This is a genomic window from Pseudomonas sp. SF2, from assembly GCF_036858055.1.
GTDB lineage: Bacteria > Pseudomonadota > Gammaproteobacteria > Pseudomonadales > Pseudomonadaceae > Aquipseudomonas.
In genome coordinates, this window is the sequence record NZ_JAMBDI010000035.1 from 16,818 (window position 1) to 33,111 (window position 16,294).

Sequence of the window (16,294 nt, forward strand, 5' to 3'; positions counted from 1 at the left end):
AGCATAGACGGCCATGCGCCCCGGCGCCTCGCCTCAGCTCAGGGGCTATGCCCCCTCGGCAAACAGGAAATCGATGAACACCCGCACTCGCAGCGGCATGTGCCGGGCCTGGGGGTAGATCAGCATGAATGGCCGCGAGGTCCCGCCAAACTCAGCGAGCACTTCCACCAGTTCGCCACTGGCCAGCGCGTCCTGCACGGTAAAGCGGTAAGCCTGCATCAGCCCACCGCCATGACGCACCAGCGTGGCGGTGGCGAGGAAGTCGCCCAGGCAGGTAAACCCACCCTGGGTTTCGATCTCCACCTGCTGGCCATCCTGGCGAAAGCTCCACGGCGGCCGGCGGCCACTGCTTGGCAGCTCGAACTGGATGCACTCATGTTGCAGCAGGTCGTGCGGTGTTTGTGGCGTGCCGGCACGGGCCAGATAGCCTGGTGTGGCCACCACCACCAGTTCGGCATCTTCCAGGCGGCGCGCCACCAGCCGTGAATCGGCCGGCTCGCGGCCACGAATCGCCAGGTCGAACGGTTCCTCGGCGAAGTCGACGTTGCGGTTGCTGACATGCACATCCACCTGCACCTTCGGGTAGCGCTGGCGAAACCGCGGCAGCAGCGGCAACAGCCGGTGATGGGCATAAGGCGTGGGCGCACTGATGCGCAGGCGGCCGCTCGGCTCGACCTGCCCGCCCGTGACCTGGCGCTCGGCCTCGACCAGTTGCCCCAGCGCCTGCCGGCATTGCTGGTAATAGGCCTGGCCCGCTGCGGACAGGCGCATCTGCCGGGTGGTGCGGACGAACAAACGCACGCCCAGGCGCTCTTCCAGGCGCGCCACGCTGCGGCTGACCGCCGCCGGGGTAACGCCGGCCTCCGTGGCCGCAGCAGTGAAACTGCCGCTGTCGGCGGCCAGGCAGAACAGCTCCAGGCTGCCCAGTTGCAGGTCATCGAAATGGCGGGTCATGACGGCTCGATTGATTACATGATGTATCGATTGAAATGCCCTTCGCCTCATTTTTCAAGTGCTGGTAGCAGCCTACAGTGGCTCCACACCGAGCCCATGGCTCACTTCACTGGAGATCATGCACATGAACACGCCACGCACCGTCATCATCACCGGAGCCTCCAGCGGCCTGGGTTTCGCCCTGGCCGAGGCCTTCCTCGAACGCGGCGACAACGTGGTCGGCAATGCCCGCAGCCAGGCCCGCCTGGAGCAGGCCGCCGCCCGCCTCGGCAACCCTTCGCGCTTCATCGGCGTAGCTGGCGACATCGCCGAGCCGGGCACGGCGCAGCGCCTGTTCGCCAGCGCTGAGCAAGCCTTTGGCGGGGTCGACCTGCTGATCAACAACGCCGGCATCTTCATTGCCAAGCCGTTTGCCGAGTACAGCGAAGCGGATGTCGACGCCCTGGTCGGCACCAACCTCAAGGGTTTCTTCTACCCTGCCCAGGAAGCGGCGCGGATCATGACCAGGCAAGGGCATGGTCAGATCATCGCCATCACCGCCTCCATCGCCTTGCAACCGGACACCCGCGTGCCGGCCCTGCTGCCGGTGCTGGTCAAGGGCGGCCTGAACCAGGCGGTGAAAGGCCTGGCGCTGGAACTGGCGGCCAGCGGCGTGCAAGTGAATGCGGTGGCGCCAGGGATCATCGATACGCCGCTGCATGGCGGCAATGTGCAGGGGCTGGGCGCGCTGTCACCCAGTGGCCGCACCGGCACGCCGCAGGATGTTGTGGATGCGGTGTTGTACCTGGCCGACTCACGTTTCGTCAGCGGCGTGATCCTGCCGGTGGATGGCGGTAGCACCGCTGGCACCTGGCATTAACAGAGGAGCGAGAACCATGCCCTATGTCCACATTCGCGTGACCGATGAAGGCGTGAACGCTGAGCACAAGCGCCAGCTGATCGAACAGACGACCCGCATGCTGCAGCAGGTACTGGGCAAGCCGCCGGCCAGTACCTTTGTGGTGATCGAGGAGGTACCAACCGATAACTGGGGGGTTGGCGGGGAGACCGTGACTGCGGTGCGGGCCCGTGAGCGGGGGTGATCCCTGGGGCCGCTTTGCGGCCCCTACTGCCGTAACCGCTCCAGCGCCTGCAACACATACCCTGTGGCCCGCTCCACCTGCCCTTCCCGGCAGGCAATGCCCAATTGCCGCCACAACCCTGGCCGCAGCGGCCGGCGGGCAATGCGCCGGTCCAGCTCGGCTGCCTCCCCCTCCTGCGGCAGCAACGTTGCCCCATACCCGGCCCCGACCAGGCTCTTGATCGCATCGTTGTAGTTCAGCTCGATTCGCGGCTCGGGGTACAACCCCGCCGCCGCGAACCACTCCCCGGTCACCCGCGACAACTGGGTGCTGCTGTCGTTGAGGATCAACGCCCGCTGCGCCAGCCAGGCCGGCGTAACCTTGGCCGGCGGCTGCCAGTCGGCCGGCACGTAGGCCAGGATCGGGTCACGCCGCCAGGGGGTAACCCTAAGCCCTTTGCCGGCCACCTGCGGCAAGGCCACCAGGCCGATATCCAGCGTGCCCTCGCGCAGGCGCGTCAGCGAGGCCTGGGAGGTCAGCACCTGTACCTGCACATCGATCCCCGGGTGCACCGTGCGCAGGTGCTCCAGCGCCTGCGGCAGCAGGTGGGCAATGGCACCGGTGGAAGCGCCCAGGCGCACCCGCCCGGTCAGGCCTTCGACTTGCCGGCGCACTTCGTCCAGCGCCAGGTCGGCGTCGGCCAGCAGGCGGCGGGCACGGGCCAGCAGGGTTTCGCCGATGGCCGTGGGCCGCACCTGGCCGCGGGTACGGGTGAGCAAGGGGGCGCCGATGCGCGCCTCCAGTTCGGCCACGTGCAGGCTGATGGTGGGCGGCGCCAGGCTTAGCTGGCGGGCGGCGTCGGCAAAGGAGCCCAGGTCGGAGATGACCACCAAGGTGCGCAGGCGATCGAGGCTGATTTCACGCATGGGCCAAACTCATTCAGAAAAGATGAATACATCGATCATCATATTCAAATTTTCTTTAGCAAAGCCACAGGCGAGCATAGGCCATCCCTCCCCGACCGGACTTTGACCATGCACACCCCTGTTGTCTTCATCGACGGCGACCAAGGCACCACCGGCCTGCAGATCCATGCCCGCTTGCAAGGCCGCAGCGATCTGCGCCTGCTGACCCTGGCCGAAGCCGAGCGCAAAGACCCGCAACGCCGCCGCGAGGCGATCAACAGCGCCGACATCGCCCTGCTGTGCCTGCCCGACGAGGCCGCCCGCGAGGCCGTGACGACGATCCACAACCCGCAGGTGCGGGTGATCGACGCAAGCTCCGCGCACCGCACCACCCCAGGCTGGGTCTATGGCCTGCCGGAGCTCGACGAGCAGCAAACCGAACGCATCGCGCACAGCAAGCGCGTCAGCAACCCCGGCTGCTACCCCACCGGCGCCATCGCCCTGCTGCGCCCACTGGTCAAGGCTGGCCTGCTGCCAGCGGATTACCCGCTGAACATCCACGCCATCTCCGGCTATTCCGGTGGTGGCCGCGCCGCAGTCGAACGGCATGAGCAGCCCACCGCTGGCAAAACCCCGGCCCTGCAACTGTACGGCCTGGAACTGGCGCACAAGCACGTGCCGGAAATCCAGCAGCACGCCGGGCTGTCGGCGCGGCCGATGTTCATGCCCGGCTACGGTGCCTACCGCCAGGGCATTGTGCTGAGCATCCCGCTGCAGTTGCGCCTGCTGCCCGGCCAGGTCAGTGCCGAGCAGCTGCAGGCCTGCCTGGAGCAGCATTACCAGGGTGCCCGCCACGTCCAGCTGATGCCCCTGCACCAGCACGGCGCAGCACCGAACCTCGACCCCGAGGCGTTGAACGACAGCAACGACCTGCGCCTGGCGCTTTACGCCAACCCGGAGCACGGCCAGGTGCTGCTGACCGCAGTGTTCGACAACCTCGGCAAAGGTGCCTCCGGCGCGGCGGTGCAAAACCTCGACCTGATGCTCGGTGCATTACAGGTACAAGGCTGATCGGCAAAACCGGTTAGACTGTACAGCCCGCGCCCGCACGGCGCGGGCTGTCTATCTACCCGCCGGAGCCTGCCCCCCGATGTTCATCCTGAGCCGCCTCGACAGCGTGCCGCCTGAATCTTTCCAGAACCAGATCCGCGAGCTGGTGATCCACCACGTCGGCGAACTGAGCAGTGTCGCCATCAGCGCCGACAACCCGCTGTACCCGCTGTACCAGTACGGCGTCGGCATGGAAGTGCACCAGTACCTGCAAGCGCTGGACGGCACCCGCGGCCTGGCCGTGGCACTGACCCTGGCGCTGGATGCCGACGCGCCGGACCAATTGCTGGGCTTTGCCCTGTCGCTGCCGGCCGAGGACGATGAACAGGCGTGCGCCCTGGCGTTCCTGGCCGTACGCGCCAGCCATCGCCGCCAGGGTATCGCCCGTGCGCTGCTGGGCGACCTGCAGGCACGCCATGCCTGCGTCGAGTTGAATGCCTTTGCCAGCCAGGTACCGTGGTTCGAGGCGATGGGCATGCAAGTGGTGGCCGCCAATGGGCCGCAGGTGCTGATGAGCAGTACCGGGCAGGCTAGTGGCGCGCTGATCGGACGGCTGGATATTGCGCCGATCTACCAGACGGCGGAAGTGATGCAGATCCATACCTACCTGCTCAACCAGCAAGGTGAGGATGCGATGATCGAAGCGGAGCAGATGCGGGATGAGCGGCTGGACGAACTGACCGCTCAGGCGCAGGAGTGTGTACGGCAGCGCAAGACCGTACATTGATCCGAGGGCCTGTTCGCGGGCTCGCCCGTTCCCACAGGGGTATCACAAGGCCAAAGGGCGGCAGGATACCTGTGGGGGCGGGCAAGCCCGCGAAGAAGCCCCTCTGGCCCTTCAGCCATGCACCCAACGCCGATGCAATCCACGCGCAAAGGCATCGAGCACAAACCCCAGCACCCCGATCAGCAGCACCATCGCCATCAGCTCGGAATACGCCAACCGGTCGCGGGTATCGAGAATGAAGTACCCCAGCCCGGCACTCACCCCGAGCATTTCGCACGGCACCAGCACGATCCACAGAATGCCGATGGCCAGGCGCACGCCGGTCAGCACATGGCCGATCACACCGGGCACGATCACCTTGCACAAGGTCTCCCGGCGCGTCGCACTCAAACTGCGGCTCAACTGCAACCAGCGCGGGTCCAGCTGCCTTACCCCGGCCGCCGTGTTCAGCAAGATCGGCCACAACGCGGCAAACGCCAGCAGGAAGTAGATAGGCTGGTCCCCCACGCCCATCAGCATCACCACCACCGGCATCCACGACAGCGGCGAGATCATGCGCAGGAACTGGAACGCCGGCGTGGTCGCCGCCTCCAGGTGCCGGTAGCTGCCCACCAGCAAGCCCAGCGGCACACCAATCAGCAGCGCCAGCAGCAGCCCGACCAGGATGCGCTTGAGGCTGACCCAGATATGCCCGTAAACCTCGCCCTGCCCCAGCAACTCGACCAGGCTGGCCAGGGTCGCCGCCGGCGAAAAGCGCGCCGACAGGCCATCGGCCTGGCCGAACAGCGCAACACCGGCCCACCACAACAGCAACAACCCCAGCAACCCGGCCAGACCCAGGCCGGCATGAACGACATGCGTGCGCATCAGACCGCGAACTCCTCGCTACGCTCGAAGTTGTCGGCAATGCCGAACACCGACGGCCCGCCAACGGTAGCGATGGCGTTGCGCACGAAGCGGTCGTCGACCAGGTCGCGGGCGGTCTGCGCCGGGTCCAGGCCGGCCAGGAACGCGTGGTCACCCTCGATCAGGGTGGTTTTCAGGCGCTTGACCAGTTCTTCCGTGTAGCTGGGGAACGGGTAAGGCTGGAAATCGATGCGTTTTTCGTCCCACTGCTGGTGGCGAATGGCGCCACTGGCAATATAACCGGCACGGTCCTCGGCAGCCGGGGCCAGCACTTTGCTCAGCACTGCGGGCTCATGCGGGGTGTACTTGTTGGGGCCGGCCTTGGACAACAACGCGGCGGCCTCGGCGCGGTGGTCGCGGGTCCAGTGCTGGGCCTTGACGATGGCGTTGACCACCTTCTGCGACCACTCCGGGCGGTTGTTCAGGTCGTGCTCGTGCATGAACACCACGCAGCAGGCGTGGTTGCGCCACACATCGCCGGTAAAGCGCTGCACGCGGCCGACCTTGAGGTTCTCGGCCAGGGCGTTGAATGGCTCGGCAACGATATAGCCAGCGATGCGCTTGCTGGCCAGCGCCGGCGGCATGTCGGATGGCGGCAACACCAGCAGGTTGACTTCGTTGCCGGCCAGTGGCGCATTGGCCGGCTTCGACACCGGGGTCAGGCCGTTGTCGTTGAGCATCTGCTGCAGCACCACGTTATGGATGGAATACCAGAACGGGATGGCCACGGTCTTGCCGCCCAGCTGTTTCATGTCGCTGATGTCCGGGGCCACGGTAAGGCCGGAACCGCCCACATGGTTCCAGGCCACCACCTTGGCCGGCACCTTGCTGCCGTAGCGGGCCCACACGGTCATTGGCGACAGCAGGTGAATGACATTGACCTGGCCGGAGATGAACGCCTCGATCACCTGCGCCCAGCTGCGCAGCAGCACCGGGCGCTCGGCCTTGATGCCTTCGGCCTCGAACAGGCCGTTGTTGTGCGCCACCAGCAGCGGCGTGGCGTCGGTGATCGGCAGGTAGCCGATACGCACCGGCGCGTCCGGCTCGGTGGCGGCCCGGGCCTGCAGGCTCGACAGCAACGGCAGCGCACCGGCGGCCGTGAGCATGGCGCCAAGCTTGAGGAAATCGCGACGCGAAGAAGAGGAACAGCAGTCATCCATGCACATGGACAGCCTCCGAGGGCAACGGGGTTGGGGTGGGTTCGACTGTGCGGCTTGCCCGCCGAAGGGTTTTGAGGATTTCGATGCGCAAGGCGCCCAGTTCCTCGACCCGCTGCGTCCGTGGTTGCGGCAGGTCGATGTGCCACTGGCCGAGGGTGTGCGCTGGGTGGTTGCCCAGTAGCAGGACCCGGTCGGACAGCAGCAGGGCTTCGTCGATATCGTGAGTGATCAGCACCGCCGCCGTGTTATGGGTGGCGATCAGTTGCAGCAGCAGTTGCTGCATGTCGGCCCGGGTCACTTCATCGAGCGCGCCGAACGGCTCGTCGAGCAGCAGCACTTCGGGCTGGCGGGCCAGGCAGCGGGCCAGCGCAGTGCGCTGGGCCATGCCCCCGGACAACTGCGCCGGGTACTGGCCGCGGGCATGGGCCAGGCCGACAGCGGCAATCGCGTGGTCGATGCGGGCGCGCCGTTCGGCAGCGGCCAGTTTGGGCTGGCGGGCGAAGTCCAGGCCGAAGGCGACGTTCTTCTCCAGGCTCAACCAGGGCAACAGGCTCGGGTCCTGGAAGGCCACCGCCAGGCGTGGGTGCGGGCCCTGCAGCGGCTGGCCGTGCAGGGTCACGCTGCCACTGCGGGGCTGTTGCAGGCCGGCCAGCACCCGCAGCAGGCTGGACTTGCCAACCCCGCTGGGGCCAAGGATGGTCACCACTTCGCCCGGTGCCAGCTGCAGGTCGAACTGCGCCAGCACCGCCTGCCAGCCACCCTCGCGCGGGTAGCCCAGGCTGATGTCGCGGGCTTCGAGCAACACTGGGCTCATGCCGCGCCCGCCTGGCGTTGCAGTTCGGCGCGCAATTGCACCAGGCTGGGCGTGACGATCGGCACGAAAGCCGACTCGCGCCAGCGGCGGGCAAAGCCTTCACCGTACTCGCTGAGGTAAGCTTTGCCACCACTGGCCTGCAACTCCAGCTGCACGGCGTCGGCAGCGCTTTCGGCCAGGGTGATGCGCAGCTTGAACAAGGCAGCCGGCTGCTGCTGGAAGCGGCCATCGAGCAGGCCCTGCTTGAGCTCGCTCACGGTGTTTTCCAGGCGCTCGCTGAGTACCAGGCGTGCTTCGTCGAGGAACGAGGCACGGCCATGCAGGTGTGCCTGCACTTCCGCCAGCGCCCGCCGCGCCAGGCCAATGGCCATGCCGCATTGCAGCGCCAGGAACGCCGGGCGTACCCGGGGCAGGAACTCGCGGGCATTTTCGTGCAGTAACCAGCCACGCTGCAATTGCACCTGGTGGAAGGCCAGTGCCGCGGTATTGCTCGACTGCAGACCCATCAGTTGCAGGTCGTCGGAGCGCTCCAGGCCTTGTGCGTCGGACGGAATGGCCAGCACGAACGGGGCGCCACCGCCTTCGTCTTCGATGGCCGCAGCCACCACGAAGCCGCTTTTGCGCAGGTTGGTCACCCAGTGCAGGCGACCTTCCAGGTGCCAGCCATCCTCTGCCGGGCGGCCGCGCACCTGCAGGGCTTCGATGCCGGACAGGAACTTCATGGCGTTGGACAGCCCGGTGGCGCCGGCCAGTTCGCCAGTCAGCAGGCGCGGCAGCAGGCGCTCGCGCAGAGGCTGGTTGGGGCTGTGCAACAGGTATTCGATGAAGGCGCGCTGGCCCCAGCAGACGAACGCCGCTGCCAGCGAGCGGCTGGCGATCGCGGCGATGGCCTCGACCGCGTCGGTCACCTGCCCGCCCGTGCCCCCCAGGGCCGGGTCGACACCGACGCGCAGCAGCTGCGATTCGGCGATCTGCGCCAGCACCAGCTGAGGCTCGCACTGGCCCCGATCAATGGCCTCGGCATTGGCATCCAGCCAGTGTCGAAATGCACAATCTTGCATGGTCTTGCTCCTTTTGGGACGCCGGGGCCGCTTTGCGGCCCGTTCGCGGCACAAGGCCGCTCCTGCAACGACCGCATCATGGCCGCTAGCAAACAGGGTCTATGCAGATGGCTGCCAGCGGTACTTGCCCAGCTCGTCATTGAGCGGCGTCTGGGCGAACACATTAGCAAAGTTGCACAGGGTTGCGAGGCTCACGCCCAGAATCACCTCCAGCGCGTTACCTTCACTGAAGCCGGCCGCTCGGAAGGCCTGGTATGTGGCCTCGCTGACATTGCCACGGGTGGCGATCACTTCGCGGGCGAACGCGGCCAGGGTTTCATAACGGGCATCGGGCAGCTCGCCACGGGCACGCAGGGCATCGACCACCTCCTGCGGCAGCTTGGCCTTGTTCAGGGCCACGGCCGTGTGGCCGGCCACGCAGAAGTCGCAGCCATGCTGGGTGGCGGCAATCAGTTGCACCACTTCACGCTCGGCCAGGCTCAGTTCGGATTTGCCGTTGAGTGCCGAAACGGTCACGTAGGTTTCCAGTGCCGCCGGGGCATTGGCCAGCACGCCCAGCAGGTTGGGGATGAAGCCGGAGTTCTTCTGCGCGTTCTCGAGGAACGGACGGGCCGCTTCCGGGGCGCTCTGCAGCGTGTGTAAAGTAATGCGAGAGGACATGGAGTGGTCTCCTTTGATGGGTGTCACTACAGTCTGTTGGTTATAAGAACTACCCTCCATATTCATCAGTCGCCTTTCCTTGCTCTTGAGTCTTTGCATTAGATGATTTCGTCCAGCCACCTTGTCGATTGGTTATTAGAAGGCCTGGAGCTCGATGCCAGCCTGTTCCATGTAGGCCGCTACTGCGGCGGCTGGCACGCCAGCACCCAGGGCATGGGCCGGGCCAGCTTCCACCTGGTGGTGCAGGGGCATTGCTGGTTGCACATCGACGGCCAGCCCGAGGCACTGCGGCTGGAGGCCGGCGATGCGGTGTTCCTGCTGCGCGACCTCGGCTATCGCCTGGCCAGTGACCAGGACCCGGCCAGTGCCTGCGCCCAGCCGCGCCAGCGCATGCAGGCCATGGACACCGAGGCGGTCGATGGCGTGGGGCTGGTGTGTGGTTTCTTCCACTTCAAGCCGGGCTTGTCGGCGCTGATCGTCGACGGCCTGGCCGACTGGATATTGCTGCGCGCCAATGAACCGGCCGGGCATGCGGCGCGGGCGTTGTTCGAGCTGATTCTGGAGGAATGCCGGCGCGCCGCCGGGCCATCGCAGGGGTTGCTGGAGCGGCTGACGCACTTGTTGTTCCTGTATGTGCTGCGCCAGCAGGTGCATGCCGGGCAATCGCTGGGCGGGCTGGTCGCCCTCGCCCGGCAACCGGCGTTTGCCGGGCTGCTGGAGCAGTTGATAGAGCAACCGGGGCAAGCGTGGACGCTGGAAAGCATGGCGGCCTGCACCGGGTTGTCGCGGTCGGCGTTTTTCAAGCGTTTCAATGAACTGGCCGGACAGTCGCCGGGGCAAGTACTGCTGGCGTTGCGCATGCGCCATGCCAGCCAGTTGCTACAGGCGGGGCATACCGTGGAGCAGGTGGGGGCGCAGGTGGGGTACCAGTCGGTGGCGGCGTTTACCCGGGCGTTTGCCAAGGCGGTGGGGGTACAACCGGGGGCGTATCGGCGGCAGCATGAGGGGCGTTAGCCTGGACTGGCCTCTTCGCGGGTAAACCCGCTCCCACAGGTACCCCACAAGTCTCAGAGATTGTGATGCCCCTGTGGGAGCGGGTTTACCCGCGAAGAGGCCGGTGCAGGCAACAGATTCACACCTGACTGACCGGAATATCCCCTGCCCCCTTACCCTCCCGCCGCTCACCCATCCAGGCATTGACCTTCTGCCCGAACTCGGCCGGCGCCTTGCGCCCGAACCGCCGCGCCAGATCAAGGATGGTCTGCTGCGCCAGGGCCTCTTCCATGCGCTTCTGCGCACCCAGCATCACCGCATGGATCGCGCAGGTGCCCTCGGTCGCCCAACCCGGTGGCGAACCCTCGAACAGGCTGCAGCGTTCGCGAACTTCGCGGCAGTCGAAGATCTTCTTCGGCCCGTCGATGGCATTGACGATATCCAGCACGCTGATTTCATCCGACGGCCGCGCCAGCCGGAAGCCACCGCGCACGCCCTCGGTGGCAGCCACCAGCCCGGCACGGGCCAGCTTGGTGAAGACCTTGGCCAGGTACTCCTGGGGCACTCCCTGCAACTCCGCCAGGTCGCGCACGCTGGACTCGCGCGAGTCGCCCCGCTCGTCCACCAGGAACAGCAGGCAATGGATACCGTATTCGACGCCAGCACTGTAGAGCGACATATCTATCTCCGACCAATCTTGTCGCAAATGATACGCCCGTAGTACCTGGGCCGCAAAGCGCGCGGCTGCCGCCGGTCGGCCTGTTCAATCCATTCAACCCAACAAATACGGCTATTCCGGCCAGGAAGCAGCGGTGCGCAGTGTCACCCTCGTGTAAAAAAGACTTGCACCCACAAACTACGACTAATAGAGTCGTAGTTATTCGAGCGGCACACAACTCGCCCTCGAAGCCCCCTTCGAACCTTGCGGAGCACCCTCATGAAATCGAACATTCTCATCATCGGTGCCGGCTTTGCCGGTGTCTGGAGCGCCCTCAGCGCCGCACGCCTGCTCGACCAGGCCCAGCGCGCCGACGTCAGCATCAGCGTCCTCGCTCCACAGCCAGAACTGCGCATCCGCCCGCGCTTCTACGAGGCCGACGTGCACGGCATGAAGGCCCCGCTGGGCGAGCTGTTCGAAGCCGTGGGCATTCACTTCATCCCGGGCAGCGCCGACAACATCGATACCGAAGGGCGCAGTGTCAGCTACACCGACGCCCAGGGGCTCCGGCAACGGATCGCCTACGACCGCCTGATCCTCGCTGCCGGCAGCCAGGTCGCACGCCCGGCAGTGCCTGGCCTGGCCGAACATGCATTCGATGTCGACCAGATGGAGTCGGCCATGCGCCTGGAGCGCCACCTGGTCGGCCTGGCCGCCCTGCCCGCTTCGCCTGCACGCAACACCGTGGTGGTCTGCGGTGGTGGCTTCACGGGCATTGAAACCGCTACGGAAATGCCTGCCCGTCTGCGGGCCATCCTTGGTGCCAGTGCGGCGCTGCGGGTAGTGGTGGTCGATCGCGGTGCGCAGGTTGGCGCGGCGCTGGGCGCAGGTATCACGCCATCGATCGTCGCCGCCAGCGAACAGGCCGGGGTCGAGTGGCAGATCGGCGCCTCGGTAGTGGCCGTCGATGCCGGTGGCGTTACCCTGGACAACGGCGACCATATCGCCAGCAATACCGTGATCTGGACCGTTGGCGTCAAGGCGAGCCCGCTGACTGCACAGGTTTCCGGCGAACGCGACAACTTCGGCCGGTTGAAAGTGGACGGCCACCTGAAGGTGCTGGGCCAGGACCATGTGTACGCCACCGGCGACACCGCCTGGGCCGCGGTGGACGAGCTGGGCAACCACGCCTTGATGACCTGCCAGCACGCCATCCCGATGGGCCGCCACAGCGGCAACAACGCCGCGGCCGACCTGCTCGGCCTGCAGCCGCTGGTATACCGCCAGCCCAAGTACGTCACCTGCCTGGATCTGGGCGAATGGGGCGCGGCGTATAGCGAGGGTTGGGAGCGCGAACTGAAACTGCATGGCCAGGAAGGCAAAGACCTCAAGCGCCAGATCAACTCTGTGTGGATCTACCCGCCAGCAGCTGATCGCGCCCTGGCCCTGGCCGCTGCCGACCCGTCGATTGCCATCGCTTGACGCAATGGTCTCTGAACTGCCGGGCCACTTTGTGGCCCTTCGCGGGCACGCCCGCCCCCACAGCATGCGTGACGCCTGCAAGGGCAAGGCGCTACCTGTGGGAGCGGGCGCGCCCGCGAAGGGCCGCAAAGCAGCCCCAATGAGTGCAGCAGTTTTCTATCAGTCACTGACACTCACAACCCGCCCCGCCTTCCCGGCAGCCGTGCCCCGGGTCGCCAGGCAGTAATACAGCGGCACCGTCACCAGCAAGCCGAACAGCCACGACAGGTCGGCCCCTTCGACGATATTGGCATACGGCCCCACATACAGCGCCGTATTGGCAAACGGCAACTGCACCAGGATGCCGCAGGCATAGGCAATGATCGCGTGGTGGTTGAAGCGGCCATAGATGCCGCCGTCAGCACTGAAGATCGAGGCGATGTCGTACTGGCCTTTCTTGATCAGGTAGAAATCGATCAGATTGATCGACGCCCACGGCACCAGCACCAGCAGCAGCGCCAGGATCAGGCCGATGAACTGGCCGATGAAGTCCGCCGAGGCATTCAGCGCCACCATGCCGCAGCCCACCAGAATCACCGAAGCCAGCACCACCCGCACCTTGATGCTCGGCGTCCACCCGGCGACGAAGGTCTGGATCGCGGTGACGATCGACAGCACCGCGCCATACAGGTTGAGGGCGTTGTGGCTGATGATGTTGAGCAGGAACAGCACCATCAGGATCGGGCCCAGCCAGCCGGTGGCCTGCTTGACCGCATCCATCGCATCGGTGCCTTCCGGTACGCACAGCACCGCCACCGCACCAAAGCTGAAGCACAGGATGGTGCCCACGGTCGCGCCGAAGTAGGTGGCCCAGAACGGCTTGGCAATGCCCACTTCACGCGGCAGGTAGCGCGAGTAGTCGGAGGTGTACGGCGAGAAGCTGATCTGCCAGATGGTACCCAGCGACACGGTGGCGATGAAGCCCGACAGGTTGAACGCGCCACGGCTGAAGAAGTCGGCTGGCAGCTCCTGGGCGAACATCATGATGAAGCCGGCCAGCAGCGCCGACCCCATCACCCAGGTACCGATGCGATTGAGGATGTGGATGAAGCGGTAGCCGATCACGCCAATGGCGGTGGCACTCAGGGCACCGATCACGATCGCGCCCGGCATCGGCACGCTCGGGGTGATGCCATGGATGGTCTTGCCTGCCAGGACGATGTTGGAAATGAAGAAGCCGACATAGATCAGCGCGGTGAAGAACACGATCAGCAAGGCGCCGTAGCGGCCGAACTGGCCACGGCTTTGCACCATCTGCGGAATCCCCAGCTGCGGTCCCTGCGCAGAGGCAAGGGCGATGACCACGCCCCCGACCAGATGGCCCAGCACGATGGCGACCAGGCCCCACAGCAGGTTCAGGTGGAACACCTGGACCACCATGGCGCCGGTGACGATGGGCAGTGGCGCGATGTTGGTACTGAACCAGAGGGTGAACAGGTCGCGCGCCTTCCCGTGGCGCTCGGCAGGTGGAACGTAATCGACCGTGTGATTCTCGACAAACTGGTGTTGCGACGACGGTTGGGACATAGGATTCAGCTCGAAAGGTCGTTTTTATCTTTGTAAGGAAACCGCATCTAGGCGGCCTCTCAGCTGCAGACCATATTATGGTATTCCAAACTTTTGACAACACTGATCCGCTGGAAAAAACGCCAACTGATCCGCTTGCGCAATCCCTACGGCAAACCGAATCGCCGCTCAAGCCCACGGTATACGTGGCTTTGAGCCGTTCATCGTGTAACCCCTGGGCTTGAAAATTCCGCTTGCAAAATAGGTATTACGGTATACCATCAGACACATCAACGATAAAAACCGCGGACCACCGCAGCCCTTCAGAGGTACACCAGATGATCGACGCAACCGTCTACAAGCACGTCCTGGGCTCCTTCCCGTCCGGCGTTACCGTCATCACCACCCTGGACGACGACGGCTCGGTCGTCGGCCTGACCGCCAGCGCCTTCTCCTCCCTGTCGATGGAGCCGCCGCTGGTGTTGTTCTGCCCCAACTACACCTCCGACTCCTACCCCGTGCTGATCAAGCAGAAGCGCTTCGCCATTCACCTGCTGTCCGGTGAACAGCAGGCCGAGGCCTATGCCTTCGCCAGGAAGGGCAAGGACAAGGCCAGCGGCATCGAGTGGTCCCTGAGCGAACTGGGCAACCCGATCCTGGCCGGTGCCACCGCTGTCATCGAATGCGAATTGTGGCGCGAATATGAAGGTGGCGACCACGCCATCATGGTCGGCAAGGTGCACAACCTGATCGTCCCTGAGGAGGCGCCACGGCCGATGGTGTACTGCCGCGGCAGGATGGCCAGCCTGCCGGCCTTTGCCTGAAGCCTGTTCTGAATCGAGACCGCTGGTGCCAACCCTGCCAGGCGCCAGCCCCTTTCAAGCGTTGAGGAAAGCCCCATGAAATTTTCGTTGTTCGTGCACATGGAACGTTGGGATGAACAGGTCAGCCACCGCCAGCTGTTCGAAGACCTGACCGAACTGACCCTGATGGCCGAGAACGGCGGTTTCAGCACCGTGTGGATTGGCGAACACCACGCCATGGAATACACCATTTCGCCAAGCCCGATGCCGCTGCTGGCCTACCTGGCTGCGCGCACCGACAAGATCCGCCTGGGCGCTGGCACCATCATCGCGCCGTTCTGGAACCCGATCCGCGTGGCCGGCGAATGCGCCTTGCTCGACGTGATCAGCAAGGGCCGCATGGAAGTGGGCCTGGCCCGTGGCGCTTACCAGTTCGAATTCGACCGCATGGCAGGTGGCATGCCGGCCACCGACGGCGGCAAGGCCCTGCGCGAAATGGTGCCGGTGGTGCGCAAGCTGTGGGAAGGCGACTACGCCCATGACGGCGAAGTGTACAAGTTCCCCACCTCCACCAGCGTGCCGAAACCTTACAACGCCGTACCGCCGATGTGGATCGCCGCCCGCGACCCGGACTCGCACAACTTCGCCGTGGCCAACGGCTGCAACGTCATGGTCACCCCGTTGATGAAGGGTGACGAGGAAGTGCTGGACCTGAAGAACAAGTTCCAGGCCGCCCTGGACAACAACCCGGGCGTGCCGCGCCCGCAACTGATGGTGCTGCGCCACACCCACGTGCACAGCCCGGCCGAGCCGGAAGGCTGGAAAGTCGGCGCCCAGGCCATCTCGCGCTTCTACCGCACCTTCGATGCCTGGTTCGGCAACAAGACCACCCCGGTCAACGGCTTCCTCGAACCAAGCCCGGAGTCGAAGTTCGCCGAAGTGCCGGCGTTCGAGCTGGAGAACATCCGCAAGAACACCATGATCGGCACCCCGGAAGAAATCATCGCGCGTATCAAGTACTACCAGGCGCTCGGCGTCGACGAGTTCAGCTTCTGGTGCGACAACAGCCTGCCCCACGCCGAGAAGAAGAAATCGCTGGAGCTGTTCATCAAGGAAGTGGTGCCGGCGTTCGCCTGAATTCCCATTGCCTTAAAGATTGCGGGACGTGCCCGCTCCCGTGGGCCTCTGAGGCCTGCGTGAGCGGGCTTTTTTTGGGATGTACGCCTTCGGATTTTTGGTGTCGTTGAGATCGAGCGCCGCCCGCGCGGCGCATCGCGAGCGAAGCTCGCTCCTACATTTGTTGCAACGTGACCATGCCTGTGAGGCCATGGTTGTCAGCCTTGTTTGCAAGGCTCAAGCCATGCGTCAAAGCAGGCAACGATGGCGTAACAGGTTCGACACGTTGCAACAAATGTAGGAGCGAGCTTCGCTCGCGATGCGCCGCGCGGGAGGCGC

Annotated in this window: 17 protein-coding genes; 8 read left to right on the forward strand and 9 right to left on the reverse strand. The window is 65.2% G+C overall.

What is annotated here, in order from left to right:
• Positions 1–45: 45 nt before the first annotated feature.
• Positions 46–954 (reverse strand): LysR family transcriptional regulator, encoded by a 909-nt coding sequence (locus tag M2S36_RS19935; protein ID WP_207837806.1) that lies wholly within the window; start codon positions 952–954, stop codon positions 46–48.
• A gap of 124 nt (positions 955–1,078) precedes the next feature.
• On the opposite strand from M2S36_RS19935, the gene M2S36_RS19940 reads away from it, so the two are divergent.
• On the forward strand, positions 1,079–1,813 hold the full coding sequence (locus M2S36_RS19940; protein WP_207837810.1) for an SDR family NAD(P)-dependent oxidoreductase: 735 nt from the start codon (positions 1,079–1,081) through the stop codon (positions 1,811–1,813).
• 16 nt (positions 1,814–1,829) lie between these two features.
• Positions 1,830–2,036: a tautomerase family protein gene (locus M2S36_RS19945; RefSeq protein ID WP_241105641.1), complete on the forward strand. Its 207-nt coding sequence runs from the start codon at positions 1,830–1,832 to the stop codon at positions 2,034–2,036.
• Between the two features lie 23 nt (positions 2,037–2,059).
• Here M2S36_RS19945 and M2S36_RS19950 read toward each other — a convergent pair whose 3' ends face one another.
• A complete protein-coding gene (locus tag M2S36_RS19950; protein ID WP_207837813.1) occupies positions 2,060–2,941 on the reverse strand; it encodes a LysR family transcriptional regulator in 882 nt (293 codons plus the stop codon).
• A 108-nt stretch (positions 2,942–3,049) separates the two neighbouring features.
• Between M2S36_RS19950 and argC the strand changes: the two genes are divergently transcribed.
• The gene (gene argC, locus M2S36_RS19955) at positions 3,050–3,991 is read left to right on the forward strand and encodes an N-acetyl-gamma-glutamyl-phosphate reductase (protein ID WP_333957717.1); all 942 of its coding nucleotides are present in this window, start codon (positions 3,050–3,052) and stop codon (positions 3,989–3,991) included.
• A gap of 79 nt (positions 3,992–4,070) precedes the next feature.
• Positions 4,071–4,757 (forward strand): GNAT family N-acetyltransferase, encoded by a 687-nt coding sequence (locus tag M2S36_RS19960; protein ID WP_063913653.1) that lies wholly within the window; start codon positions 4,071–4,073, stop codon positions 4,755–4,757.
• Positions 4,758–4,868: 111 nt separating this feature from the next.
• Here M2S36_RS19960 and M2S36_RS19965 read toward each other — a convergent pair whose 3' ends face one another.
• The 5 genes from M2S36_RS19965 to M2S36_RS19985 all read right to left on the reverse strand — a co-directional run bounded on the left by M2S36_RS19965 (position 4,869) and on the right by M2S36_RS19985 (position 9,358).
• The gene (locus M2S36_RS19965) at positions 4,869–5,624 is read right to left on the reverse strand and encodes an ABC transporter permease (RefSeq protein ID WP_207837819.1); all 756 of its coding nucleotides are present in this window, start codon (positions 5,622–5,624) and stop codon (positions 4,869–4,871) included.
• Positions 5,624–6,829, reverse strand: coding sequence for an ABC transporter substrate-binding protein (locus tag M2S36_RS19970; protein ID WP_207837821.1), 1,206 nt, complete (start codon positions 6,827–6,829; stop codon positions 5,624–5,626). Before M2S36_RS19970 ends, M2S36_RS19965 begins: the two co-directional genes overlap by 1 nt.
• Entirely contained in the window at positions 6,816–7,637 is an 822-nt protein-coding gene (locus M2S36_RS19975; protein WP_207837823.1) for an ABC transporter ATP-binding protein, read from the reverse strand. The genes M2S36_RS19970 and M2S36_RS19975 overlap by 14 nt, the downstream gene beginning before the upstream one ends.
• Complete coding sequence (locus M2S36_RS19980) at positions 7,634–8,698, reverse strand: acyl-CoA dehydrogenase family protein (protein ID WP_333957719.1); 1,065 nt, start codon at positions 8,696–8,698, stop codon at positions 7,634–7,636. Before M2S36_RS19980 ends, M2S36_RS19975 begins: the two co-directional genes overlap by 4 nt.
• A 99-nt stretch (positions 8,699–8,797) precedes the next feature.
• Positions 8,798–9,358, reverse strand: coding sequence for a carboxymuconolactone decarboxylase family protein (locus M2S36_RS19985; protein ID WP_046615469.1), 561 nt, complete (start codon positions 9,356–9,358; stop codon positions 8,798–8,800).
• A 102-nt stretch (positions 9,359–9,460) separates the two neighbouring features.
• Here M2S36_RS19985 and M2S36_RS19990 point away from each other — a divergent pair, with 102 nt between their 5' ends.
• On the forward strand, positions 9,461–10,372 hold the full coding sequence (locus M2S36_RS19990) for an AraC family transcriptional regulator (protein WP_207837829.1): 912 nt from the start codon (positions 9,461–9,463) through the stop codon (positions 10,370–10,372).
• A gap of 118 nt (positions 10,373–10,490) precedes the next feature.
• On the opposite strand, the gene M2S36_RS19995 is transcribed toward M2S36_RS19990, so the two are convergent.
• Positions 10,491–11,030: an RrF2 family transcriptional regulator gene (locus M2S36_RS19995; protein WP_207838148.1), complete on the reverse strand. Its 540-nt coding sequence runs from the start codon at positions 11,028–11,030 to the stop codon at positions 10,491–10,493.
• 258 nt (positions 11,031–11,288) lie between these two features.
• Here M2S36_RS19995 and M2S36_RS20000 point away from each other — a divergent pair, with 258 nt between their 5' ends.
• The gene (locus M2S36_RS20000) at positions 11,289–12,491 is read left to right on the forward strand and encodes an NAD(P)/FAD-dependent oxidoreductase (protein ID WP_207838145.1); all 1,203 of its coding nucleotides are present in this window, start codon (positions 11,289–11,291) and stop codon (positions 12,489–12,491) included.
• 159 nt (positions 12,492–12,650) lie between these two features.
• On the opposite strand, the gene M2S36_RS20005 is transcribed toward M2S36_RS20000, so the two are convergent.
• A complete protein-coding gene (locus M2S36_RS20005; protein ID WP_207838142.1) occupies positions 12,651–14,057 on the reverse strand; it encodes a purine-cytosine permease family protein in 1,407 nt (468 codons plus the stop codon).
• Between the two features lie 317 nt (positions 14,058–14,374).
• On the opposite strand from M2S36_RS20005, the gene M2S36_RS20010 reads away from it, so the two are divergent.
• Positions 14,375–14,860: a flavin reductase family protein gene (locus M2S36_RS20010; RefSeq protein WP_333957720.1), complete on the forward strand. Its 486-nt coding sequence runs from the start codon at positions 14,375–14,377 to the stop codon at positions 14,858–14,860.
• 75 nt (positions 14,861–14,935) lie between these two features.
• Entirely contained in the window at positions 14,936–15,976 is a 1,041-nt protein-coding gene (locus M2S36_RS20015) for an LLM class flavin-dependent oxidoreductase (protein ID WP_207838137.1), read from the forward strand.
• The last annotated feature ends 318 nt before the right edge of the window (positions 15,977–16,294 follow it).